We start from the raw sequence: 24,850 nt of genomic DNA, 5'->3' as shown, positions 1-24,850 counted from the left end.
AAGCTGGAGAAGCATCCGCTCCCGCGCATCCTGCAATTGCAGATATTTCATCGCCGGAACGGTGGCCTGCTTCGCGGCTTACGCCGCTCCCACAAACAACAAACAGCAAACAAAAACGGCGCCACAGTTGCCTGTGGCGCCGCCTTCAAACTGCAGCTATCAGAACTTGAACGTGTGGGTCAGCGACACCATCCGGCCACGGCCGGAGAAGTAGTTCTGCCAGCCCGGCAGCTGCGACCAGGTCAGCACGTACTGCTTGTCGAACAGGTTTTCGACGCCCAGTGCCAGCTGGCCGTAACGGCCGATGTCGTAGTTCACGCTCAGGTCCCATAGCGCGTAGCCATAGGTGTTCTCTTCGTTCTTGTAGACCGCGTTGGTGGCCGGGTCGACGAAGGTCTCACGCAGGTCGCGGCTGAAGGTCTTGCTCACACCCAGGGTTGCGTTGAGGTTGTCGGTCGGGGTCCAGGTCACCGAGGCATTCACCTTGTCCGGCGAGATGTCGAGGATGCCCATTTCCTTCTTCAGGCCCGAGCCCGGGTAGTACTGGGTCTGGCCACGGATGCGCGAGTACAGGAAGCTGGCCTTCCACTGCTCGTTGAAGGTCCAGGCGCTGTTCAACTCGAAGCCTTCGATCTCGACCGGCGCGCGAGTCAGGACGAAGTCTTCGGTGACCTTGTCGATGGTCAGGGTTGAACCGAAGTCCGAGGTCGAGCGGTACACCGACGCGCCCAACTGGCCCTTGGCACCACGCCAGTTGAAGCCGATTTCCTTGTTCTCGGTGATCAGCGGCTGCAGATCAGCAATGCACGACACGGCCTTGCACGGGCTGTTGGCCTGGATGTTGCGCAGCGGGATGCCGACGTTGGCGATGCCGAAGCCTTCGGAGTACGAAGCGAACACCGACCACTGGTCGGTGATGCGCCAGATCGCACCGAAGTTGGGCATGTTTGCCTTGTAGTCCATCTTGCCGCCCTGCACCGGGGTGTGGTCGCGGTAGGCAACGGTGGTGTAGCTGTCGATTTCCAGCTGGCCGTCTTCGCGACGGATGCCGGCGTCCAGCGTCACCGGGCCGATGTCCCAGCTCAGCTGCGCATACGGTGCGATGCTGGTGTACTTCATCGGCGGCACCCACAGGCGGTTGGTCAACGCCAGACGCTGTTCGGCGGTGTCTTCCACCAGGTCCAGGCCGGCGCGCAGGCGCAGGCCTTCCACCTTGAACAGATCGCCATAGGCATAGCCGAAGCGCAGACCCTTCTTCTCGCTGTTGATTTCCGACTGGTCCCAGATGCGCTCGGCTTCCGGCGGTGCTGGCTTGGTCAACTGACGATCGGCGCCATTTTCCGGCACGTAGCGCATGGCCTGCTCGGCCCAGTAGGCATCAACGCTCAGGTCGCCGCCGAAGAAATCGGCATTGGTGTACTTCACCGCGAACTGTTCGAAATCGTTGAACTCGGCCAGCGAGCCGGCGATGGAGCCCTTTTCAGCAGTGTTGGTGGTTGGCTTGGTGCAGCCATCATCACCGGCACGGCAACCTTCCACCGGAATGTAGTTGTGCTTGCCGCCGATGTGGAAGTTGCTGTAGCTGGCCTGGATGCGCTGCATCTGGCCTTCGCCGAAGTTGTAGCCACCCTTCATGAACAGGTTCTTGCTGTACGAATCGGACAGCGAACCGGAGGTGTTCAGGCCAACGCGGCGGCCATCGCCGTCGTAGGCGATGCCACGGTCGATGTAAGCGCCGCTGATCAGGTAGTCGACCGCGTCGCCCTTGAAGGCGTGGGTGACGCCGATCTTGGACTGCGCGCTGTCGTCCTTGAACTGGCTGCTGTAACGGGTGGTGATGGTGGTTTCGTGGCCAGCCACGTCCGGGTTCTTGGACAGGTAGTTGATCACGCCACCGGCGCCGCCGATGCCTTCAGCAGCCGACGGGCCGTTGATGACTTCGATCCGGCCGATCACGCCCATGTCGGTGAAGGTGCCGTTGCGGCTGCCTTCGCGCAGCGGCGAGCCCTGCGGCACGCCGTCGAACAGGCGCAGCGCGACGCGACCGCGCAGGGTCTCACCGGAGTTGCTCATCGCCTGCGAGGATTCGGAATAGCCCGGCACCATGCGCGCGAGCACGGCGGTGGCGTCTTCGGTCAGGTTCAGGGTGCGCTGCACCTGCTCCGGGCTGATCAGGGTGACGGCACCGGGGACCTTGTCGATGGCAACCGGGGTGCGGGTACCGGTGACGATCACCTGGTCCAGCGTGGTTGCAGCGTCTTGTGCAAAGGCCGGGCTCATCGCGCTGGCGAGCAGCACGGCGCTGATGGCGGCCGAAAGTGGCTTGATCATGTTGTTCTCTCCCCCAGGTTTGAATGTGTGACGCGACCGGCCTGGGAGCCGGCAGAGCCAAAATGCGATGGGGACTGGCGCCCCTTTGATCTTGCCGTTTGTTGTTTTCGGCACCCGACCATGCGGGCACCGGGCGCAACTCCGACGTTGGGCGAAGCCTAGGCGGCGGCCCGGTGCGATAGAAGCGCACCTGTGTATGTTCAAAGCCTAGGGTTTGTTGCGATTGGGTGACGCCGCCTGCAGGGGCATTACAGGGAAACCCACCTGTAGTGCCGAGCCATGCTCGGCAAGGGCCTTCCCGGTCCTGTTGGATTTCCTGGCAAGGCCTCTGCCGAGCATGGCTCGGCACTACACGGGCACTGCTTTCAATCCGTCGGCTGCAACAACGCCGTACGCGCCTCGTCCAGCAGCACATTGACCTGGCGCAGGCGCACCGAGGAGCGTGACCAGACCATGCCGATGCGGCGCGGTTCGCTGGGCTCGGGCAGGGGAATGCGCACCACCGAAATTCCTTCCGGCCACGGCTTTGCCCAATCCGGCACCAGCGACACACCCAACCCACGATCCACCATCACGGCAATCGCATTGAGCGCATTCAGCTCGAACCGCTCACGCGGCACGATGCCGGCCTTGCGCAGGTATTCGTCAGCCTGGCGTCCGCCCCATTCGTGGCGGTCGTAGCGGATCAGCGGTTCCTCGCGCAGCAGCTTGTGCGGATCGGCACCGGCCAGGCGCGCCGGTGCCAGCACCACCAGCGGCTCTTCACGCAGCAGCTGCCAGTCGCAGGTCTTGGGCAGCGAGAACGGTGCCTGCAGCACCATCGCCGCATCCAGGTCACCCGCTTCCACCGCGCCGTAAAGGTCGGACGAATAACCGGGCTTGATGAAGACGTTGATCTCGGGGAACTTGGCCACCATCCGCGCCAGGATGTCCGGCACCAGCCCGCCCAGCGCGGTAGGGCAGGCGCCCAGCCGCAGTTCGCCGGCCATGCCGCTTTCATTGGCGACGCTGCGCAGATCGGCCACGCCACGCAGCAGGTCGCGCGCGCGCTGCAGGATGCGCGCACCTTCCTCGGTGACGCTGACGGTGCGGCCAGCGCGGGCGATCAGTGGTGCGCCCAGCTCGCGTTCCAGCGTGCGGATCTGCTGGGCAACGGCGGCAGGGGTGATGTGCAGCATGCGTGCCGCCGCGGCCATGGAGCCACGGTCGACCACGGTGACAAAGGTATTGAGGAACTGGGTTTCCACGCGATTAGACCTCTCAGCTGCGCGCCAAACTACACCAGCGGGCGCGGCGGCGCGATCCGACCAACGTCATGGTCTTTGCCGGATCTGGCGTCACGCCGCCGCGGAGCAGGGCCGCAGCGGCGTGCAGGCCGGTCTTCACACCGCATCCTGCTTGTAGATGGTCAGGCCCTTCAGCGAACGGTTCGGTGCCGGGAAGAACAGGCTGGCCACATAGCCGATCACGATGCACAGGAAGATCGAAATGGCCAGGTAGAAGTACGGGTGTACCAGGCTGTACCACCAGGCAACGAAGGTCAGCACGATGCTGGCGGCCACACCAATCGCCACGCCAGCGGAGTTGGCGCGACGGGTGAACATGCCCAGCGTATAGGCGCCGGCAAAGCCGCCACCAAGCAGGCCGGCCAGTTCGATCGACACATCGAACAGCGAGTGGATGTCGTAGCGGGTCATGATCAGCGCCAAGCCGATCGCGGTCAGGCCGACCAGCACCGTGGAGATCTCGGCGAACAGCACGCTCTTGCGCGGGGTCGGGTTCTTGGCGATGCGCTCGTAGAAGTCGACCGAGATCAGCGTGGCGACGCTGTTCATGATGCTCGACAAGGTCGCCATTGCCGCGGAGAACACGCCGGCGATGATCAGGCCGGTGACGCCAGGCGGCAGTTCGGCGGCGATGAACAGCGGGAAGGTCGCATCGATCGGCAGCAGCGGGTCAAGGCGCTGCGGGTTGTTCTTGTAGAACACCCACAAGGCGGTACCGATGCCGTAGAAGATGAAGCCGCCGGGGATCATGATCGCGGCGAAGGCCCAGATCGAGCGACCGGCTTCCTTGTCCGACTTGGTGGCCAGGGTGCGCTGCATCAGCACCTGGTCCTTGGGGAAGGTCAGCACCACGTCGAACACGACCAGGAAGATGAAGCCCCACACCGTGGCCTTGGTCAGGTCGAAGCTGAAATCGAACAGCTTGGTCTTGTCTTCCATCGCGGCGGTGGCGACGAACTCACCGAAGCCGCCCTTCAGCGTCCAGACGATGAACCCGATGGCGAAGATCGCGCCGCCCATCTTCACGATCACCTGCACGAAGTCGGTCCAGATCACCGCCTTCATGCCGCCCATCGCGGTGTAGAGGATGGTGAACACGCCCATCATCATGATGCTCCACACCACGCTGATGCCGGTGATGGTGGCGATGGCCAACGCCGGCAGGAACAGCACCACGCTCATGCGCGCACCGATCTGCATGACGATGCACAGCGCGCTGGCGAGCATGCGGATTGCCGGATGGAAGCGGGTTTCCAGATAGGAGAACACGCTCATCAGATCCAGGCGACGCAGCAGCGGCACGATCCACACCGCCACGAACATCAGGCCCAGCACCGCGATCAGGTTGTTGGTCAGGTACTGCCAGTTGGTCTCGAAGGCCTTGGCCGGAATGGCGATGAAGCTGATCGAACTGGTGTTGGTGGCGTACAAGCTCACGCCCGCGGCCCAGAACGGAATGCTGCGGCCACCGACGAAGAAGTCGGCGGTGCTGGCACGCTTCTCGCGGAAGTAGAAGTAGGCGCCCATGCCCAGCATCGCGCCCAGGTAGATGATGATCACCGTCCAGTCCATCCAGCCCAGCAGGTGCTTGCCGCTCTGCAGTTCAAAGGTATGCAGGCTGCCATCGGCATTCGCCCAGGCCAGGCCATTGCCCCAGCTGGCACTGGCCACTGGTGCCTTGGCATCGGTATCGGCCAGGTCGGCCCAGGCGCTGGTGATGGTGTGGAAGGTGCGCGCGTGGCTGCTGCCAACTGCGTCGGTCACCTGCATCAACAAGTGCGCCTGGCCGAGTGCACGCAGCGAACCCGGGACAACGTCGCCACCGATGGCGGGCAGCTCATGCCAGCCCTTCTCTGCGTTCCAGCGCAGCAGTTGCTGCGCACCGTTGTTGCCGACCACCGCGTACAACGCGCCTTTCTGCGCCTGCAGGGCGACAACGGCAGCGGCGCTCGGCCAGATCAGCTGCGGCTGCCACTGCGCGGCGTCGGTCGGCTTTTTGTACAGCTGGGTCACGCCGCTATCGTCGACACCAGCGACGAACAAGGCGCCATCCAGGGAGGCTGCATGCGCATTGCCCAGTGGCGATGGCAGTGCCAGCGACTGGCCCTTGCCGAGGCTTTCGCCCTTGAGCGTGAGCTGCTGCAACTGATTGCTGTGACTCGCATCCGGGCCGGTCAGCACCCAGGTTTTGTCGCCGGTGCGGACGATGTCCTGCACCACCTCGTTGCTGATGCCGGTGGCGGCCGTCCACGCTTTGCCATTCTTGTCGAGCAGCCAGGCCTTGTCACCGGAGCGGGCCAGCAGGCGGCCATCGACATCCAGCAACTGCTGCACCGGCGCGGCCTCCGGCAGTGCCGGCAGCGAGCCGGGCTTCACTGCATTCAAACTCTCGTCGGCGGCCGCCGTGCCGGCCAGTGCCAGCAAGGTGGTGACGACGAGCAGACGGAAGCCGAGCGAGAAGCGGTGCGACAGCGCGGCGAGCGCGGTGGCCATGGGCGTGGGCATGGATGGAATCCCGGTAATGAACGGCGTGGCGGCGAACCGCCAGATGGAAAGATCAGGCGCGCAGGGCGCCGGCGAGCAGGGCTTCGGCCCGGCGCAGGTAAGGCACATCGATCATGCGTCCCTCGAACAGGAACGCACCGCGGCCCAGATCGCTGGCCGCCTGCGCGGCGGCAACAATACGCCGTGCTTCGTCCAGTTCGGCCTCGGCCACGCTGAAGATCACATTGGCCTGGCCCACCTGGCGCGGATGGATGCAGCTCTTGCCGATATAGCCCAACTGCTGCGCGAGCATGGCCTCGGTACGGAAGCCCTCGGCATCGGCCACATCCGGCCAAGCCCCATCACAGGCGAACACGCCCGCTTCGGTGGCGGCCATTTTCACCGCGAACAGCACCGCATGCACATTGGCCGGCGTGCGGGCGATGCCATTGGGCGCGAACAGATCGCCCAGCCCCAGCTGCAGGCCGGCCACGCGCGGATGCGCACCAGCCAATTCAGCGGCCAGACGCAGGCCACGCGGGGTTTCGATGTTCAGCAGCAGGCCGATCGGCCGGGTCACGCCATTGGCGGCCTCGGCGCGTTCCAGCGCAACGACCAGCTGGCGCACCTGCGCGGCCGATTCCACCTTGGGGATATTGAGCAGCCACAGGCCGGGCACTGCCATTGCGGCCAGATCGGCGGCGAAGTGCGGGCTGTCGGTGGCATTGGTGCGGACGATCAGCAGCTTGTTGCTGGCAAGCACATCGGCGCGGGCGAGGAAGCTGGCGATGGCTGCGCGCGCCGCCTGTTTGCCTGCCTCGGGGACGGAATCCTCCAGATCGAAGGACAGGGCATCGGCCGCACTGGCCAAGGCCTTGTCGAACAGTTCCGGACGTGCGCCGGGCACAAACAGCTTGCTACGCATGGCTTCCCCTCACTTTGAGAGGCAGTCTGCGCGAATCGGAACGCTGAAAAAGTGTATTCCCCGACATTCACCCGATAGGTTTTGTTGTGGTTTGCGGGGTTTGGCGGGTGGGGAGAAAGACTCAGCAAGGCGTCCAAGCGCGGGCTGTCCCTTCCCCCGCCTGCGGGGGAAGGTGCCCGAAGGGCGGAAGGGGGGAGCTTTTGACGTTGCCTCAGCTGCGGGAAGGCAAGCCGAAGCGACGGGAGAACCAAAGCCAAAGCCAAAGCCAAAGCCAAAGCCAAAGCCCCCCTCCCCAACCCTCCCCTGCGCCTTTGGCGCAAGGGAGGGGGCTGATTGCTGCCGCCTTCAGCTGAGAGGAGGGGCCATTGGCCCCGGCCCCGGCTAGAATCCCCCCATGAAAATCGCTTCGTGGAACGTCAATTCGCTCAATGTCCGTCTGCCGCACCTGGAACAGTGGCTGGCCGACTTTGCCCCCGACGTGGTCGGCATCCAGGAAACCAAGCTGGAGGACCACAAGTTCCCCGATACGCGGCTGCTGGAACTGGGCTATCGCAACGTGTTTGCCGGGCAGAAGACCTATAACGGTGTCGCGCTGCTGTCGCGGCACCCGATCGAAGACGTGCAGATCGGCATTCCCGATTTCGAGGACGAGCAGAAGCGGGTGATCGCCGGCACCGTGAATGGTGTGCGCATCATCAATCTGTACGTGGTCAACGGTCAGGACGTGGGCACCGACAAGTACGCCTACAAGCTGCGTTGGCTGGAAGCGGTGCACACCTGGATCGCCGCCGAACTGCAGAAGCACCCGCAACTGGTGGTGATGGGCGATTTCAATATCGCCCCGGATGATCGCGATGTGCCCGATGTAAGCGTCTGGAACGAGAACCACATTCTCACCTCCACCGCCGAACGCGCCGGTCTGCAGAAGCTGCTGGACCTGGGCCTGCACGATGCCTTCCGCCTGCACAACGACGAAGCTGGCATCTTCAGCTGGTGGGACTACCGTGCGGCAGGCTTTCGCCGCAATCTCGGTCTGCGCATCGACCTGACCCTGGTCTCCGATGCGCTCAAGTCGCGCGCTGTCGCCTCCGGCATCGATCGTGAACCGCGTACCTGGGAACGCCCCAGTGATCACGCCCCGGCCTGGGTGCAGCTGGCACAGGGCTGAAACAATAAGGCCCGGCTGTTGCCAGCCGGGCCTTGGTCGAATTGGCAACAGAACGGTTAACGCACGCTTTTGCGTGTGAACAGATTGACGATGGCCAGCAGTACCACCGCGCCGACCAGTGACAGCAGGAAGGAGCGCAGCGTGATCGCGCCATTGATGCTGCCGCCGCTGAAGAAAAAGCCGGCGATCATGGCCCCGACGATGCCCACCACGATGTTCAGGATGATGCCCTGCTGCGCATCGCGGCGCATGATGATGCTGGCCAGCCAACCCACAACGCCACCAATAATCAACCAGATGATGATGCCCATGCGCGAACCTCCCTGCCATGAAGCACCCCGAAAGGTGCGGTGGCGACAGTCAACGCGTAGTGGCGTTAAGAACATGTTTGTCCGGGCAGGAACCTGTTCAGCATGAGCCCGACCGGGAGTGATTGGCAGTTTGGTCCGGTGGATGTGTGGCTGTTGCCGCATACGCCCGGCACTCGCGGTGAACCGCAGGCCCGCGAGGTGCTGGCCGGTGTTTTCGACACCACGCCCGAGGCCCTGCCGCTGACCCGCGATGAGCGCAGCCGGCCATGGCTGATCGGCGAGCTGGCGCATTACGGCACCGGCTGGAGCCATAGCGGCGGCCATCTACTGGTGGCGTTGGGCGAGGGTGCACGCCTGGGCGTGGACCTGGAACGGCAGCGGCCGCGCAGACAGATGCGCGAGGTGATCCGCCGCTACTTCCACCCGGATGAGATTGCCTGGCTGGAGTCGCTGGATGACAGCGGCTGCGAGCAATGGTTCTTCCGCGTGTGGTGCGCCAAGGAGGCGCTGTTGAAGGCGCACGGGCATGGCATTTCGTTCGGGCTGAACAAGCTGCGCTTTGCGCCGGATGCGGTGGGCGCCTTGCAGCTGGTGTGGTGTGACCCCGGCCTGGGCGATGCGTCGCGCTGGCATCTCCATGAGTGGCAGGCGACGGAGGATTTCCGCGCCGCGCTGGCGTGGTATCCGCTGTAGCGATGTGCCCCCTCCCTTTGGCCGCAGGCCAAGGGGAGGGCTGGGGAGGGGTAGCTGTTGCCGTTGCTCTTGCCTCGCGCGACAGATCAAAGGCCAGATCCAAAGCACCCCTCCCCAACCCTCCCCTTGGCTTCGCCAAAGGGAGGGGGCCAAAAGCGCCACTCCTGCGATAATCCCCGCCATGAACGACACCACTCTCCCGCGCGAAGTCGCCAGCGACCTCGACCACGGCTTGAAGGCCATGGGTCTGGACGCCGCCTTGGCCAAGCCCTTGCTGGCGTACCTGACCCTGCTGGTGCGCTGGAACCGCACCTACAATCTCACTGCCATCCGCGACCCGCGCGAAATGGTGACCCGCCATCTGCTCGACTCGCTGGCCATGGCCGAACATGTGAGCAGCGGTAGTCTGGCCGATCTGGGCACGGGCCCCGGGTTGCCGGGTATCCCGCTGGCCATCACCCACCCGCAGCTGCAGGTGACCCTGGTCGAGAGCAACGGCAAGAAGGCCCGCTTCATGCGCGAGGCCGTGCGTCAGCTCGGTTTGAACAACGCCCGCGTCGCCGAATCCCGCGCCGAAGCGTTGGACGAGCCGGGTGCTTACGACAACCTCACCGCCCGTGCCATGGATACGCTGGCCGGCATCATCGAGGTTGGCGGTCACCTGCTGCGCCCCGGCGGCCAGTTGCTGGCGATGAAGGGTGTGTACCCGCACGATGAGATCGCCCAACTGCCGGCCGGCTGGCAGGTGCTGGAAGTGCGCCCGCTGCAGGTGCCGGGCCTGGTTGGTGACCGGCATCTGGTGGTGGTGGAGCGCAAGGGCTAGATCTGTAGTGCCGAGCCATGCTCGGCAAGGGCTTTGCCGGCCAAGGCTAAAGGCTGCCCTCACCCCAACCCCTCTCCCGCAAGCGGGAGAGGGGCTAAAGCAGTAGTTCCGGGCAATCCCCGTGGCCAAGCCAAAAGCTACCCCTCCCCAACCCTCCCCTTGGCTTCGCCAAAGGGAGGGGGCAGAAGCGTAGTGCCGAGCCATGCTCGGCAGGGGCTTTACACCGGCCAAGGCTAAAAGCTGCCCTCACCCCAACCCTTCTCCCGCAAGCGGGAGAAGGGCTAAAGCGGTGGTGCCGAGTCATGCTCGGCAGGGGGCTTTACCAGCAAAAGCCGCCCGTTACCCGGAAACCGATTTCCGCCTACGCGCCGCTACCCCCATAATGACCAGTCCAACTTCGCCAACGAGGCTCTCCTGCATGGCTCGCATCATCGCCATCGCCAACCAGAAAGGCGGCGTCGGCAAGACCACGACGGCTGTCAATCTGGCTGCTTCCCTTGCCGCCGCACCGAAACGCGTGCTGCTGGTCGACCTGGACTCGCAGGGCAACGCGACCATGGGCAGTGGCGTGGACAAACGTGAAGTGGCAGCGTCCACCTGTGACCTGCTGCTGGGCGAGATCACTGCCGCGCAGGTGCGCGTCACCACGCCAGAAGGCTTCGACCTGCTGCCGGGCAACATCGACCTGACCGCCGCCGAGATCCAGCTGATGGACCAGAGCGAGCGCGAGCAGCGCCTGAAGCGCGCGCTGGCACCGGTCCGCGATGAATACGACTACATCCTGATCGACTGCCCGCCGGCGCTGTCGCTGCTGACGCTGAACGCGCTGGCCGCCGCCGACTCGGTGATCGTGCCGATGCAGTGCGAGTACTACGCACTGGAAGGCCTGAGCGCGCTGGTCGAGACCATCGACGCGCTGAAGATCAACCTCAACCCGGCGCTGGAAATCGAAGGCGTGCTGCGCACCATGTTCGATGTGCGCAACAACCTGGCCAACGCGGTGTCGGCGCAGCTCACCGAGTACTTCGGCGACCGCGTGTTCCGCACCATCGTGCCGCGCAACGTGCGCCTGGCCGAGGCGCCCAGCCATGGCCAGAGCATCGTCGGCTACGACCGCGCCTCGCGCGGTGGTGTGGCCTACCTGGGCCTGGCCGGTGAGATCATCCGCCGCAACAACGAACGCAAGCAGCCCTCCCGGGCCGTGGAGGCTGTCTGATGAGTGCAGCGAAAAAGCGCGGTCTTGGCCGTGGTCTTGATGCCTTGCTGGGCCCCAAGGGCGCAGTCACCCCGGTCACCGTCGCTGCCGTCGCCGAGCCGCAACCCGGCGAAGTGCTGCGCAAACTGCCGATCGACCAGCTGCAACCCGGCAAGTACCAGCCGCGTCGCGACATGGACGAGGGCAAGCTGGCCGAACTGGCCGATTCGATCAAGGCACAGGGCATCATCCAGCCGATCCTGGTGCGCCAGATCGAAGGTGGTCGCTACGAAATCATCGCCGGTGAACGCCGTTGGCGCGCTTCGCGCCTGGCCGGGCTGGACGAAGTGCCGGTGGTGGTGCGCGAGCTGGAAGACCGCACCGTCATCGCGATGGCGCTGATCGAGAACATCCAGCGCGAAGACCTCAACCCGCTCGAAGAAGCCGAAGCGCTGGCGCGGCTGGTCAGCGAGTTCACGTTGACCCATGCCGAAGCCGCGCAGGCCGTTGGCCGCTCGCGCGCTTCGGTGTCCAACCTGCTGCGCCTGATCGATCTGCCGATCGGTGTGCGCGTGCTGCTGGAAACCCGCCGGCTGGAAATGGGCCATGCCCGCGCGCTGCTGACGCTGGCGCCGGAACTGGCCACCAAGTTGGCCGAAGAAGCCGCCGAGCAGGGCTGGTCGGTGCGTGAAGTCGAGCACCGCGCGCAGCAGTTCGCCGCCGGCAAGGTGCCGGGCGCACGCAAGGCCAAGCCGTCGCCGAGCGCGCCGCAGGCCGATATCGCATCGCTGGAAACCGAGCTGTCCGAATCGCTGGGCGCGAAAGTGGCGATCAGCCACGGCCGCGGCGGCAAGGGCAAGCTGGTCATCCATTACACTGATCTGGACACGCTGGACGGCGTGCTGGAGCGGCTGCGCGTCCGCCAGAACGGCTGACGCAGTTCTTCCCCAACGAGGTGAACGCAAGGCAATGAACCCCACCAAGGTCGACCGCAATCATCTATTGCGTCTGACCGACCTGCCGAATGTCGGGCCGGCCTGTGAAAAGGATCTCCGTTTGATCGGAATCCGGGTTCCCGCGCACCTGCGCGGGCGTGATGCCTACGACATGTATGCACAGCTGTGCCTGAAAACCGGCGTGGTGCACGATCCCTGTGTGATCGATGTGTTCCTGTCGGTGGTGCGTTTCATGGGGGGCGAGGCGCCGCAGCCATGGTGGGCGTACAGCAAGGAACGCAAGCAAACCCTGGCCAAGGAAGCGCCGCTCACCCTGTGGTGAGGCAGGGCGATGGTCGTGGCCACGAACCGGAGCAGTGCATGAGCAACACAGGCGACGAAATGAGCCCGGGCGGCAGCCGCATGCTGAGCCACGGGCAGGCCAGCGACTTCGAACCGGCGCGCGGCCATTCGCACGTCGAGGCGATCAGCGCGCATATCGAGCGTCATCTCGGGCCGATAGCCAGTGTGCTGCACGAAATCATTTCCGACACCGTGCACCTGGATATCCATGTCGTGCCGCCGTGCGGGGATTGCCCGAATACGCGCCTGGTCACCTCCGGCATGAGCGATCTGCCGATGCAGCTGCCGGATGATGTCGAGGTCTCGCCGTATCTGGAGCTGATGCTGACCTTGCCGGGCGACTGGCCGCTGGAGCACGCACAGTTGCAGGATGAGCGTAATTACTGGCCCATTCGCCTGCTCAAGACGCTGGCGCGGCTGCCGCACAAGCACAACACCTGGCTCGGCCTGGCCCACACCGTGCCCAACGGCGACCCGGCCCAGCCGTACGCGCCGGGCGTGAATTTCGATGGTGCGATCCTGCTGCTGGCATTGTCGGCGCCGGAAGATTTCGACACCTTGGTGGTCGATGAAGACACCAGCATCGAGTTCCTGTCGGTGGTGCCCTTGTATCCGCAGGAAATGGCCTTGAAGCTGCGCGAAGGCGCTGATGCATTGATCGATCTGCTCAGTGACAACGACATCGGCGACGTCATCGAGCCGGGCCGGCACAATCCGGCCCGCGAATACCAGCCTGGACCAACTGCATGACCATTCTTGTCACCGGCGCCGCCGGCTTCATCGGTGCCTACACCTGCCAGGCCCTGGCCGCACGCGGCGAGCGCGTGGTCGGGCTGGACAACTACAACGACTACTACGACCCGCAGCTCAAGCGCGATCGCGTGGCGGCGTTGTGCCCACAGCTGGATATCCGCGCGCTGGACATCACCGATCGCGATGGCCTGGCCGCGCTGTTCGATGAAATCCAGCCGACGCAGGTGATCCACTTGGCCGCGCAGGCCGGCGTGCGTTATTCGCTGGACAACCCGCACGCCTACGTTGAGAGCAATCTGGTCGGCTTCGTCAACATCTTGGAGCTGTGCCGGCACCGCGGTGTGCAGCATCTGGTCTATGCGTCCAGCAGCTCGGTCTATGGCAACTCGGCCACGCCGCCGTTCTCCGAAGACCAGCGCGTGGACCAGCCGCGCTCGCTGTACGCGGCCACCAAGGCGGCCAACGAATTGATGGCCTATACCTATGCGCAGCTGTACGGCTTGAAGGCCACCGGCCTGCGCTTTTTCACCGTGTATGGCCCCTGGGGCCGGCCGGACATGGCGCCGCTGCTGTTCTCGCGCGCGGTGCTGGCCGGGCGCAGCATCGATGTGTTCAACAACGGCCATATGCGGCGCGACTTCACACATGTTTCTGACATCGTTACCGGTATCCTCGGTGCGCTGTCGCACCCCTCCGCCCAGGCTACCCCTCACCAGGTATTCAACCTGGGCAACCACACTCCGGTGGAGCTGGAACATTTCATCGACGTGATCGCCTCGGCCGCGGGGCACCCGGCGCGCAAGGTCTACAAGCCGATGCAGCCGGGCGACATGGTGGAAACCATGGCTGATACCGCGCGCGCGCAGGCGGCCTTCGGCTACGCGCCGAACACGCCGATCGAGCTGGGCCTGCCACCGGTGGTGGAGTGGTGCCGTACCTACTTCGGGTCGCGCGCCTGACTCACGTTCCGCTAAGTTGAGTTTTGGAAAATGCGTGACCTTTCTTCAAATGCACAACCTGCGGAATCAGCAATGAACCAGCCCAGCCTCTCAGTGGTTGTTCCCGTCTTCAACGAACGCGACAACGTCACCCCGCTGGTCAACGAAATCACCGCCGCGCTGCGCGGCCAGATCGATTTCGAGATCGTCTACGTCGACGACAACTCCAAGGACGACAGCCTGCAGGTCCTGCAGGCGCTGAAGACCACCAACCCGGAGCTGCGGGTGCTGCACCACGTCAGCCAGAGCGGGCAGAGCACGGCAGTGCGCACCGGCGTCAAGGCCGCACGCGCGCCGTGGATCGCCACCCTCGATGGCGACGGCCAGAACGACCCTGCCGATATTCCCAAGCTGCTGGCCGCACACGCCAAGGCCGAACCGCAGGTCAGGCTGTTCGCCGGCTGGCGCGTCAACCGCCAGGATTCGGGCAGCAAGCGCTGGGCCAGCAAGTGGGCCAATGCCATCCGTGCGCGCATGCTGCGCGATGACACCCCGGACACCGGCTGCGGCATCAAGCTGTTCGAGCGCGCCGCCTTCCTCGACCTGCCGTACTTCGACCATATGCACCGCTACCTGCCGGCGCTGATGCAGCGTGCGGGCTGGAAGACCGTCAGCGTGCCGGTCAATCACCGTCACCGCACCGCCGGCGTGTCCAAGTACAACAACCTCGGCCGCGCCCTGGTCGGCATCCGCGACCTGCGTGGCGTGGCCTGGCTGATCACCCGTTCCAAGCGCACCGCGGTGGAAGAGTTCTGAGCATGGAGTTCATGAACCAACCGCTGGTGTGGCTGGAGTGGACCGGCCTGCACATGTCGCCGTGGAAGCTGATCGGCCTGACCGGCGCGTTGATGTTCGGCGGCCGCTGGCTGGTGCAGTTCGTGGCCTCGCGGCGGGCCGGAAAGCCGGTGATCCCGCGCCTGTTCTGGTACATGAGCGTGCTCGGCAGCCTGATGACGCTGAGCTACTTCCTGTTCTCCTCCAAGCAGGATGCGGTGGGGGTGGTGCAGAACCTGTTCCCGGCGTTCACCGCGCTCTACAGCCTGCGCCTGGACATCAAGCACCGCGGCTGGCAGCGTGACAAGGCCAGCCACTGAGCGGGTGACTGTGCCCAAATCCGGCGGTTTGCTGCCCGAATCCGTCTAGGTCGGGCGGTAGCTTCAATGCGATGATCGGGGTGAATGAATCACCTGGGGAATACCGATCGTGAAATCGCCGTTGACCGTTGCGCTGCTGCTCACCCTTGGCCTGAGCGCCACCCCGGCCTTTGCCGCCGCACCGTCGGCCCCGGCCACGCTGGCCACCCAATCGCTGGATGAGCAGTTCAAGGCCATCTACGAGAAGGAATGGGCCTGGCGCCAGACCGGTGGCGGTGAAGCCAGCGAAGACAGTGATGCCCCGGCCAACAGCACGCGTCTGCCCGATGTCAGCGCCGCTGCCCAGCAGGCACGGCTGAAGGTATGGGACGAGGTGCTGGGCAAGCTCAAGGCGATTGACCCGAGCAAGCTCTCCGCCGAAAACCAGATCAACTACGCCATCTATCACTACCAGGTCGAAAGCCTGGCCGATGAAGTGCGCCTGGGTAGTTACGAGATGCCGTTCAATTCGGATTCCTCGTTCTGGTCCAACCTCAGCTTCATGGCCCGCCGCGAGATGAAGACCGCGGATGACTACCGCAACTACATCGCGCGCTTGAACGATGTGCCGCGTTACTTCGACCAGCAGATGGTCAATATGCGCGCCGGTCTTGCCCGTGGTTTCAGCGTGCCGCGTGCGGTGCTGGAAGGGCGCGATGTGTCGATCTCGACCGTGGCCGAGTTGAAGGACCCGACCGAGTCGCCGTTGTACGAGCCGCTGAAGAAGCTGCCCAACAGCATTCCTGCCGCCGAGCAGGCCAAGCTGCAGGCCGATGCCAGGCAGGCCATCAGCGGCAGCGTGGTGCCGGCCTTTGGCAAGCTGCTGACTTTCTACCGGCAGGAATACGTGCCGCAGTCGCGCACCACCCTGGCGGCCGAGAAAATGCCGGGCGGCAAGGAGTTCTACCGCCAGCAGATCCGCGAATACACCACGCTGGACCTGAGCCCGCAGCAGATCCATGCGCAGGGCCTGGCCGAGGTGAACCGCATCCAGCAGGAAATGAACGCCATCATCGACAAGGTGGGCTTCAAGGGTAAGAGCGAGCAGACCCGCTTCGCTGACTTCCTCGAATTCCTGCGTACCGACCCGCAGTTCTACGCCAAGACGCCGGACGAACTGCTGTGGCGTGCGGCGTGGATCTCCAAGCGCGTGGACGGCGTGATCGGCAAGTACATGACCTTGCCGCGCGCGCGCTTCACCATCGTGCCGGTGCCGCCGGATATCGCCCCGTTCTGGACCGCCGGCCGTGGCGGCATGGGCACCTATTGGCTCAATACCTACAACCTGCCGGCGCGCCCGCTGTACAACCTGCCGGCACTGACCCTGCATGAGTCCGACCCGGGCCACGCCCTGCAGGGCGCACTCGCCGCCGAGCAGACCGGCCAGCCCGAGTTCCGCCGCACCGCCTATATCTCGGCCTATGGCGAGGGCTGGGGCCTGTACACCGAGAAGCTCGGCGTCGACATGGGCATCTACCAGACCCCGTACGAAGACTTCGGCCGCCTGACCTATGAAATGTGGCGTGCCTGCCGCCTGGTGATCGACACCGGTGTGCACCACTACGGCTGGGACCGCGACCGCGCGATCGCCTACCTGCGTGACCACACCGCGCTCAGCGAGCACGAAGTCACCACCGAAGTGGACCGCTACATTTCCTGGCCGGCACAGGCGCTGAGCTACAAGCTGGGCGAGATCACCATCGTCAAGCTGCGCGCGCAGGCCGAGAAGGAACTGGGCGACAAGTTCGACATCAAGGGCTTCCACGACGCCGTGCTCAAGCAGGGCTCGGTGCCGCTGCCGGTGCTTGAGCAGCAGATCCAGGCCTATATCGCCGAGCGCAAAGCGGCGAAGTGAGTGCTTTGCTCCCTCCCTTGCGCAACGCGCAGGGGAGGGTTGGGGAGGGGTGCTTCTAGCTCCCTCCCTTTGGCGCAGCCAAGGGGGTGAAGAAGGCCTGCTTGCGCGCCACTGGCGCGCGGCCTGATGAACGACCGAAGGCTGTGCCTTCGGGCCGGGCGGGTTGGGGAGGGGTGCTCTTCGCAGTGACCCAAAGCAACAAGCGAAAGCCACAAGCAAAGCCACCCCCTCCCAACCTCCCCCTTGGCTGCGCCAAAGGGGAGAGGCAACAGCCCACACCTGAACCGCCGCAACCACACTGCGATTGTGTAACCCATCAAGCACCCGCTAACCTGCGCCGATGCTGCACGCCCTGCGCCACCGCCGCCTCCACCTGCTACGCCTGCTGATGCTGGCGCTGGTCGGCCTTGGCGTATTCGGCACTTCGCTGGCCGCAGCACTGACCGACATCCACATGCTGGCGCACAGCGACATCGGTGCCGACGTGCATGAGCACGACGACAGCAAGCTGGCCACGGCCCCGGATGCCGAAGACAGCGCCAATGCACTGCTGCACGCCTTGGTGCATTGCGTGGACTGCCACGGCCACGGTGGCGTGCTGCCTACCGTTACCCCTGCCTGGATCGTGGCATCGCCGCCTGCACAACAAGCAGTGGCCACCTTTGGCACGCAACGGGTCTCGCACCCGACCGAGAGTCTGTTCCGCCCCCCGATAGCCGTCTGACGTCCCGGTCCCCTGGCCGGTCCCCACGTCTGAACCTGCTATCTGGAGAAACCCATGTGGATGCGCCTGGCGGCGGTTGTCGCCTTTGCGCTGGTGCCGCGCGCGTATGCGCAGGCGCCGGCGTCTGCTGTGCCGTTGACGCTGGACGATGCCATCGTCCGCGTTGCCCTTGATCACCCCGAACTGCGCCTGATCGATGCGCAGCGCCCCGTGCTTGAAGCCCGCCGCGACGCCGCGTTGCTGCGTCCGCCGATGCAGCTGGGCGTGGAACTGGAGAACCTGCTCGGCAGCGGTGATACCCGCGGCGTGCAGGGCGCCGAAGCGACGGTCAGCCTGTCCGGCGTACTGGAGCGTGGCGACAAGCTTGATGCCCGCCGCATGTTGGCCCAGGCCAATATCGATGCACTGGCACCGCAGCGTGCCACCGCCAGGCTCGATCTGCTTGCCGAAACCGCGCGCCGCTACCTCGCCGTAGCGCAGGCGCAATCAGCGTTGCAGATCGCCAATACGGACATCGAGCAGCGCCGCCGTGCCGTCGCTGCCGCGCGCCTGCGGTTGCAGGCAGGTGCTTCGCCGGAGTCGGTGCTGTTCACCGCGCAGGCAATGCTGGCGCAGGCCGAACTGGATCGCGATCGTGCCATCGAAGAAGCAGGCGCAGCGCGGCTGTCGCTGGCCGCGTTGTGGGGCGCACGCACCCCTGACTTCAATACGGTGAGTGGCGATGCGCTGCAACTGCCAGCACTGCGTGATTTCGCATTGCTCAATGAAGATCTGCAGCGCGCACCGGAGCTGGCCGAACTGCTCGGCGAACAGCGTATCCGCGAGGCGCAGCTGCAACTGGTGCGCACCCGCAGCCGTCCGGATTGGAACTGGCAGGTGGGCGTGCGCAACAGCCGCGCCGACAACGCGACCTCGCTGGTCGGTGGCTTCAGCATCCCGCTGGGCAGCGCCCGCCGTGCCGCGCCGGAAATCCGCGAGGCAGAAGCCGATCTCGCCCTGCTTCCCTATCAGCGCCAGGCCCGTCAGCAGCAGCTCTACGCCACCCTGGCCGAGGCACACGGTCGCTATGTCACCGCACGTCTGGAAGTTCAGCGCATGCAGGCGGATGTACTGCCGCAGTTGCAGAAGGCCGAGCGTGCCGCCGAGCAGGCCTGGCGCGCCGGTGCCGCCAGCTACATGGAGTGGGCGCAGCTGCAGGCCATGCGCATTGAATCGCGGCAGCGCCAGTTGGACGCAGCCATCGCCGCACAGACCGCGCTGATCGAGATCCAGCGCCTCACCGGCCAGGGAATGCTGGCCACCGATGCAACCGCTGCCGTGGAGAACGCACGATGAGCCGTCCTATGAATGTTGTAGCTGCCGGCGTGCTGGCAATGAGTTTGTTGCTGGTCGGCTGCGGTGCAAAGCCGGCTGCTGAAGCTGGCGCGGGCGCAGCAGAGGAAGCTGGCCACGACCACGATGAGGAAAAGGGCGGTGACGCAGACGGTCACGCGCACGAAGAGGGTGAGGAAGGCGAGACCGACAGCACCACCATCAAGGCTGCCATGGCCGAGCAGGCCGGCATCCGCAGCGCTGCCGTGCAGGCCGGTACCATCGCCGACGAGCACGAAGTTCAGGGTTTGTTGACGCCAGTGGACGGTCGCGTCGCCCAGGTGACTGCACGCTTCCCCGGGCCGGTGCGCACGCTGCGGGCCAATGTGGGCGACCGGGTCAGTGCCGGCCAGACCCTGGCCAGCATCGACAGCAACCTCAGCCTGACTACTTATAGTGTCAGCGCGCCGATCAGCGGCGTTGTGCTGTCGCGGCAGGCACAGGTGGGCGCGGTCGCGGGCGAGGGCACACCGCTGTTCGAGATCGGCGACCTGTCCGAGCTGTGGGTGGACCTGCATATCTTCGGCAACGACACCCAGCACATCACCGCCGGCGTGCCGGTCACGGTCACCCGCATGACCGATGGCGTCAGCCAGAGCACCACGCTGGAACGCGTGCTGCCCGGCACTGCCACTGCAAGCCAGAGCACCGTGGCCCGTGCCAGCGTGCGCAATGACGACGGCTTGTGGCGACCCGGCGCGGCGGTGAAGGCGCGCATCGTGGTGGCGATGCAGCCTGCTGCGGTGGTCGTGCCGCTCTCCGCACTGCAGACCATGGAAGGCCGTGACGTGGTGTTCGTACGTGAAGGTGACACCTATAGCGCGCGCCCGGTGGTGTTGGGTGCACGCGATGCCGGCAAGGTCGAAGTCAAGGACGGCCTGCGCGTTGGCGAGCAGGTCGTGGTCGAGCAGAGCTATGTGGTCAAGGCCGATATCGGCAAGGCGGGGGCCGCGCATGAACATTGATCAGTGTATGCAAGCTGGAGGGTGCCGCCATGCTTGAGCGCATCATCCGCAGCGCCATCGCCCATCGCTGGATGATGATGGTGCTTACCCTGGCCTTGATCGCGATTGGCAGCTGGAGCTTCACCCGCCTGTCCATCGACGCCACGCCCGACATCACCAACGTCCAGGTACAGATCAACACCGCTGCCGATGGCTATTCGCCGCTGGAGACTGAACAGCGCATCACTTATCCGGTGGAAACGGTGATGGCGGGTCTGCCGAAACTCGAACAGGTGCGCTCACTGTCGCGCTACGGCCTGTCGCAGGTGACGGTGGTGTTCAAGGACGGCACCGATCTGTACTTCGCCCGCCAACAGGTTGCCGAACGCCTGCAGCAGGTGAAGTCACAGTTGCCGGAGGGCCTGGACCCGCAGCTGGGACCAATCGCGACGGGTTTGGGCGAAATCTTCATGTACACCATCGACGCCGATCCCAAGGCGCGCAAACCCGATGGTTCGCCATATACCGCCACCGACCTGCGCACGCTGCAGGACTGGGTGGTGCGGCCGCAGCTACGCAACGTGCCAGGCGTCACCGAGGTCAATACGATTGGTGGCTATCAGCGGCAGATCCACATCACCCCGGATCCGGCCAAGCTGCGTGCGCTGGGCTTCACCCTGGATGATGTTGCCGAAGCCGTGGAAGGCAACAACCAGAACATCGGCGCCGGTTACATCGAGCGCAACGGCCAGCAGTTCCTGGTGCGTGTGCCCGGACAAGTCGCTGGTTTGGAGGAAATCGGCAACATCGTGCTGGCCCGCCGCGAGGGCGTGCCGATCCATGTGCATGACGTCGCCGATGTGGCCGAAGGGCCGGAGCTGCGCAGCGGTGCCGCCACCCAGAATGGCCACGAAGTGGTGATGGGTACGGTAGTCATGCTGGTAGGTGCCAACAGCCGCGATGTGGCGCAGGCCGCTGCGGCCAAGCTGGAACAGGCGCAGCGCAGCCTGCCTGAAGGCGTCACCGTCACCGCCAGTTATGACCGTACTGCGCTGGTTGATCGCACCATCCAGACCGTCGCCAAGAACCTGCTGGAAGGCGCGCTGCTGGTGATCGTGGTGTTGTTCCTGCTGTTGGGCAACTTCCGTGCGGCGCTGATCACCGCCGCGGTGATTCCGCTGGCGATGCTGTTCACCCTGACCGGCATGGCGCGTGGCGGCGTCTCTGCCAATCTGATGAGTCTTGGTGCGTTGGACTTCGGCCTGATTGTTGATGGTGCGGTGATCATCATCGAGAACTGCCTGCGCCGCTTTGGCGAGCGCACGCACGCGCTGGGCCGGGCGATGACCCGCGAGGAGCGTTTCGCCGAAACCGCCAGCGCCACCGCCGAAGTCATCCGCCCCAGCCTGTTCGGCCTGGGCATCATCACCGCGGTCTACCTGCCTATCTTCGCGTTGACCGGCGTTGAAGGAAAAATGTTCCACCCGATGGCGATCACCGTGGTGCTGGCGTTGAGCGGCGCGATGTTGTTGTCGCTGACCTTCGTTCCCGCGGCGATTGCGATGTTCCTCGGCGGTCGCGTGGAGGAAAAGGAAAACCGGCTGATGGCTTGGCTGCGTGCGCGTTACGAGCCGCTGTTGGCTTGGGTGATGCGACGTGGGCGATTGGTGGTTGCCGGTGCGCTGGTGCTGGTGGTTGGCTGCGGCTTGCTGGCAACGCGGCTGGGCAGCGAGTTTGTGCCCAACCTCGATGAGGGCGATGTCGCCATGCACGCCATGCGCATCCCCGGCACCAGCCTCACCCAATCGGTGAACATGCAGAAGCAGGTCGAAGCACGCCTGCAGCAGGTGCCGGAAGTGGAGAAGGTGTTCTCCAAGATCGGCACGCCGGAAGTCGCCTCCGACCCGATGCCGCCATCGGTCGCCGACACCTTCATCATGATGAAGCCGCGCAAACAATGGCCGGACCCGCGCAAGCCGCGCAGCCAGCTGCTGGCCGAACTGGAAGCGGCGGTGGAGGAGCTGCCGGGCAACAACTACGAGTTCACCCAGCCGATCCAGATGCGCATGAACGAGTTGATCTCGGGCGTGCGTGCCGACGTGGCGGTGATGCTGTTCGGTGACGACATGGAGACCCTGGCGCAGGTCGGCCAGCGCATCGCCGCAGTGGCCACCAAGGTGCCGGGTGCGGCCGATGTGCGCCTGGAGGAGACCAGTGGCTTGCCGTTGTTGACGGTTACGCCAAACCGCTCTGCATTGGCGGGTTACGGGCTCAACCCGGGCCAGCTGCAGTCCACTGTTTCCACCGCGGTTGGCGGGCGTGTGGCCGGGCAGTTGTTCGAAGGTGATCGACGCTTCGATATCGTCGTGCGCCTGCCGGAAAGCATCCGCCAGGACCCGGCGGCGCTGGCCGATCTGCCGGTGTCGCTGGAACCTGCGTTGGCACAGGACAGTGCGGATGAATCCAGCCGTGCGGGTGGCTGGCGCAGTGGCGATGCGCGCACGGTGCCGCTGCGTGAGTTGGCGCGTATCGAAAGCAGCGAAGGCCCGAACCAGATCAACCGCGACAACGGCAAGCGCCGCATCGTGATCACCGCCAATGTGCGTGATCGCGATCTGGGTGGCTTCGTCAGCGAGCTGCAGCAGGCCATCGGCACGCAGGTAAAGGTACCGGCCGGCTACTGGGTGGAATACGGCGGCAGCTTCGAGCGGTTGATCTCGGCCAGCCAGCGTCTGGCGGTCGTGGTGCCGGTGACCTTGCTGCTGATCTTCGCCTTGCTGTTCTGGGCCTTCGGTTCGGCGCGTGATGCCAGCATCGTGTTCAGCGGTGTGCCGCTGGCCTTGACCGGTGGGGTATTGGCGCTGGCGATGCGTGGCATTCCCTTGTCGATTTCGGCGGGCGTTGGTTTCATCGCGCTGTCCGGTGTGGCGGTGCTCAATGGTCTGGTGATGATCAGCTTCATCCGTCACCTGCGCGAGCAGGGTCGCAGCCTGGATGTGGCCGTGCGCGAAGGCGCACTGGGCCGTTTGCGACCGGTGTTGATGACCGCGCTGGTCGCATCGCTGGGCTTCGTACCGATGGCGTTCAATGTGGGTGCGGGTTCGGAAGTGCAGCGGCCGCTGGCAACGGTGGTGATCGGCGGTATCGTCTCGTCCACCCTGCTGACCCTGCTGGTGTTGCCGGTGCTGTACCGCTGGCTGCACCGCAACGGAAAGTAGCGCCTGTGTGGCTTGAGTTTTTTGCTTCGGCTTCGGTTTTTGCTTTTGCTTTGGCCTTGGCTTGAAGCTTCTGCTTCGCTTAAAGCCCCTCTCCCGTTCACGGGAGAGGGGTTGGGGTGAGGGCAAGCTTTTCGCTGGTAAGGCCCCTGCCGAGCATGGCTCGGCACTACCGCTTCAGCCTTGGCCGTTGTTTCACCCATCTCTACAAGCCCGCGCATATCAGCGCGATAATCCGGCAGAGCCCTTCCCCCGGAACCAAGATGAGCGACTGTTGCGGCTGCGGCAAAACCCTGGAAGTCGAGCGCATGCAGGCGCAGCAGCGCCGCGTGCTGTACCAGGTGCTTGCGATCAACCTGATCACCTTCGTGATGATGATGCTCGCCGCCTGGCACAGCGGTTCGGCCTCATTGCTGTCCGGCAGCCTGGACAACCTCGGTGACGCACTTACCTACGCACTCAGTCTGGCCGTGGTCGGCGCCAGCCTCGCCGCCAAGGCGCGCGTGGCTATGCTCAAGGCGGTCTTCATCCTGTGCGCGGCAATCGCGGTCGCCGCAGGCATCGCCTGGAAGCTGGCGCATCCGCATCTGCCGCTGTTCGAGAGCATGGGCATCGCCGCGCTGCTTAATCTGGCCGCCAATCTGTTCTGCCTGCGCCTGCTATGGCCATACCGGCAGGGCGACATCAACCTGGCGTCGGCCTGGGCCTGTTCGCTGAATGACGTCTACGAGGGCTGTGCGGTAATTCTGGCCGCGCTGGCGGTCTGGGTCTTCGGCGCCGGCTGGCCGGATCTGCTGATTGCAGTGGCTTTGTTGCTGCTGTTCCTGCGCTCGGCCTGGAAGGTGGCGCTGGCCGCATGGCGGGAACTGCGTTCAGCCTGAATGGGCGTAGGGCCGTCTGCACGGGCTTGGATTTGCAAGCACCACCGGGTCTGGGCATAATACGCGGCTCGCTGTGTCCGGAATTCTCCGGATCGGTGGCCGGGAACACGTCATCTGGTCATCCTCGTCAGCGTAACCCTTTGATTCCCATGACGCGTGGCGGGTAACCGCCGGGGCCGCCGTCTTCCTGGCTAAGGAAGTCATCAACATTACCGAGGTGCGCAATGTCCCGCGTATGCCAAGTTTCCGGCAAGCGAGTGCAGACGGGTAACAACGTCTCGCACGCCAACAACAAGACCCGTCGTCGTTTCATGCCGAACCTGCACGAGCGTCGTTTCTGGGTTGCCAGCGAGAACCGCTGGATCAAGCTTCGTGTTTCCGCGCATGCACTGCGCACCATCGACAAGAACGGTATCGATTCCGTTCTGGCTGAGCTGCGTGCGCGCGGCGAAAAGGTCTGAG

22 protein-coding genes are annotated in these 24,850 nt (G+C 64.8%); 17 read left to right on the top strand and 5 right to left on the bottom strand.

Going from position 1 to position 24,850, the window contains the following annotated elements:
* Positions 1-159: 159 nt before the first annotated feature.
* From ACVOL0_RS10755 to ACVOL0_RS10740, 4 genes are all read right to left on the bottom strand, one after another.
* Positions 160-2,331 carry a TonB-dependent receptor gene (locus ACVOL0_RS10755; RefSeq protein ID WP_481549087.1) on the bottom strand — a complete coding sequence of 724 codons (2,172 nt, stop codon included), beginning with the start codon at positions 2,329-2,331 and terminating at the stop codon, positions 160-162.
* 365 nt (positions 2,332-2,696) lie between these two features.
* Positions 2,697-3,578 (bottom strand): LysR family transcriptional regulator, encoded by an 882-nt coding sequence (locus ACVOL0_RS10750; RefSeq protein ID WP_481549086.1) that lies wholly within the window; start codon positions 3,576-3,578, stop codon positions 2,697-2,699.
* Between the two features lie 135 nt (positions 3,579-3,713).
* The gene (locus ACVOL0_RS10745; protein ID WP_481549085.1) at positions 3,714-6,122 is read right to left on the bottom strand and encodes a sodium:solute symporter family protein; all 2,409 of its coding nucleotides are present in this window, start codon (positions 6,120-6,122) and stop codon (positions 3,714-3,716) included.
* A gap of 52 nt (positions 6,123-6,174) precedes the next feature.
* Positions 6,175-7,026 carry an HpcH/HpaI aldolase/citrate lyase family protein gene (locus ACVOL0_RS10740; protein WP_481549084.1) on the bottom strand — a complete coding sequence of 284 codons (852 nt, stop codon included), beginning with the start codon at positions 7,024-7,026 and terminating at the stop codon, positions 6,175-6,177.
* A gap of 394 nt (positions 7,027-7,420) precedes the next feature.
* On the opposite strand from ACVOL0_RS10740, the gene xth reads away from it, so the two are divergent.
* Positions 7,421-8,194 carry an exodeoxyribonuclease III gene (xth, locus tag ACVOL0_RS10735; RefSeq protein WP_481549083.1) on the top strand — a complete coding sequence of 258 codons (774 nt, stop codon included), beginning with the start codon at positions 7,421-7,423 and terminating at the stop codon, positions 8,192-8,194.
* Positions 8,195-8,250: 56 nt separating this feature from the next.
* Here the strand turns inward: xth and ACVOL0_RS10730 are convergent, their stop codons facing one another.
* Entirely contained in the window at positions 8,251-8,505 is a 255-nt protein-coding gene (locus tag ACVOL0_RS10730) for a GlsB/YeaQ/YmgE family stress response membrane protein (protein ID WP_481549082.1), read from the bottom strand.
* Between the two features lie 102 nt (positions 8,506-8,607).
* Here ACVOL0_RS10730 and ACVOL0_RS10725 point away from each other — a divergent pair, with 102 nt between their 5' ends.
* The 16 genes from ACVOL0_RS10725 (at position 8,608) to rpmB (ending at position 24,849) form a co-directional block, all read left to right on the top strand.
* Entirely contained in the window at positions 8,608-9,198 is a 591-nt protein-coding gene (locus ACVOL0_RS10725; RefSeq protein WP_481549081.1) for a 4'-phosphopantetheinyl transferase family protein, read from the top strand.
* A gap of 181 nt (positions 9,199-9,379) precedes the next feature.
* Positions 9,380-10,021: a 16S rRNA (guanine(527)-N(7))-methyltransferase RsmG gene (gene rsmG, locus ACVOL0_RS10720; protein ID WP_481549080.1), complete on the top strand. Its 642-nt coding sequence runs from the start codon at positions 9,380-9,382 to the stop codon at positions 10,019-10,021.
* A 418-nt stretch (positions 10,022-10,439) separates the two neighbouring features.
* Complete coding sequence (locus ACVOL0_RS10715) at positions 10,440-11,237, top strand: ParA family protein (RefSeq protein WP_481549079.1); 798 nt, start codon at positions 10,440-10,442, stop codon at positions 11,235-11,237.
* Positions 11,237-12,151, top strand: coding sequence for a ParB/RepB/Spo0J family partition protein (locus tag ACVOL0_RS10710; RefSeq protein WP_481549078.1), 915 nt, complete (start codon positions 11,237-11,239; stop codon positions 12,149-12,151). The genes ACVOL0_RS10715 and ACVOL0_RS10710 overlap by 1 nt, the downstream gene beginning before the upstream one ends.
* A 34-nt stretch (positions 12,152-12,185) precedes the next feature.
* Positions 12,186-12,494 (top strand): helix-hairpin-helix domain-containing protein, encoded by a 309-nt coding sequence (locus ACVOL0_RS10705; protein WP_481549077.1) that lies wholly within the window; start codon positions 12,186-12,188, stop codon positions 12,492-12,494.
* A gap of 38 nt (positions 12,495-12,532) precedes the next feature.
* The gene (locus ACVOL0_RS10700) at positions 12,533-13,264 is read left to right on the top strand and encodes a suppressor of fused domain protein (protein WP_481549076.1); all 732 of its coding nucleotides are present in this window, start codon (positions 12,533-12,535) and stop codon (positions 13,262-13,264) included.
* Positions 13,261-14,226, top strand: coding sequence for an SDR family NAD(P)-dependent oxidoreductase (locus tag ACVOL0_RS10695; RefSeq protein WP_481549075.1), 966 nt, complete (start codon positions 13,261-13,263; stop codon positions 14,224-14,226). The genes ACVOL0_RS10700 and ACVOL0_RS10695 overlap by 4 nt, the downstream gene beginning before the upstream one ends.
* Before the next feature lie 72 nt (positions 14,227-14,298).
* On the top strand, positions 14,299-15,021 hold the full coding sequence (locus ACVOL0_RS10690; protein ID WP_481549074.1) for a glycosyltransferase family 2 protein: 723 nt from the start codon (positions 14,299-14,301) through the stop codon (positions 15,019-15,021).
* A 2-nt stretch (positions 15,022-15,023) separates the two neighbouring features.
* Positions 15,024-15,359, top strand: coding sequence for a lipid-A-disaccharide synthase N-terminal domain-containing protein (locus ACVOL0_RS10685; protein ID WP_481549073.1), 336 nt, complete (start codon positions 15,024-15,026; stop codon positions 15,357-15,359).
* A gap of 109 nt (positions 15,360-15,468) precedes the next feature.
* Entirely contained in the window at positions 15,469-17,253 is a 1,785-nt protein-coding gene (locus ACVOL0_RS10680; RefSeq protein ID WP_481549072.1) for a DUF885 domain-containing protein, read from the top strand.
* A gap of 340 nt (positions 17,254-17,593) precedes the next feature.
* Positions 17,594-17,977, top strand: coding sequence for a hypothetical protein (locus tag ACVOL0_RS10675; RefSeq protein WP_481549071.1), 384 nt, complete (start codon positions 17,594-17,596; stop codon positions 17,975-17,977).
* A gap of 54 nt (positions 17,978-18,031) precedes the next feature.
* On the top strand, positions 18,032-19,312 hold the full coding sequence (locus ACVOL0_RS10670) for a TolC family protein (RefSeq protein ID WP_481549070.1): 1,281 nt from the start codon (positions 18,032-18,034) through the stop codon (positions 19,310-19,312).
* On the top strand, positions 19,309-20,313 hold the full coding sequence (locus ACVOL0_RS10665; protein WP_481549069.1) for an efflux RND transporter periplasmic adaptor subunit: 1,005 nt from the start codon (positions 19,309-19,311) through the stop codon (positions 20,311-20,313). The genes ACVOL0_RS10670 and ACVOL0_RS10665 overlap by 4 nt, the downstream gene beginning before the upstream one ends.
* A 29-nt stretch (positions 20,314-20,342) precedes the next feature.
* Positions 20,343-23,510, top strand: coding sequence for an efflux RND transporter permease subunit (locus ACVOL0_RS10660; protein ID WP_481549068.1), 3,168 nt, complete (start codon positions 20,343-20,345; stop codon positions 23,508-23,510).
* A 260-nt stretch (positions 23,511-23,770) separates the two neighbouring features.
* Entirely contained in the window at positions 23,771-24,388 is a 618-nt protein-coding gene (locus tag ACVOL0_RS10655) for a cation efflux transmembrane domain-containing protein (protein ID WP_481549067.1), read from the top strand.
* A gap of 224 nt (positions 24,389-24,612) precedes the next feature.
* The gene (gene rpmB, locus ACVOL0_RS10650; RefSeq protein WP_282270140.1) at positions 24,613-24,849 is read left to right on the top strand and encodes a 50S ribosomal protein L28; all 237 of its coding nucleotides are present in this window, start codon (positions 24,613-24,615) and stop codon (positions 24,847-24,849) included.
* The last annotated feature ends 1 nt before the right edge of the window (position 24,850 follow it).

The sequence above is a fragment of the Stenotrophomonas sp. STEN021 genome (genome assembly GCF_056760175.1).
This window is presented reverse-complemented; position numbering and strand designations above follow the sequence as displayed.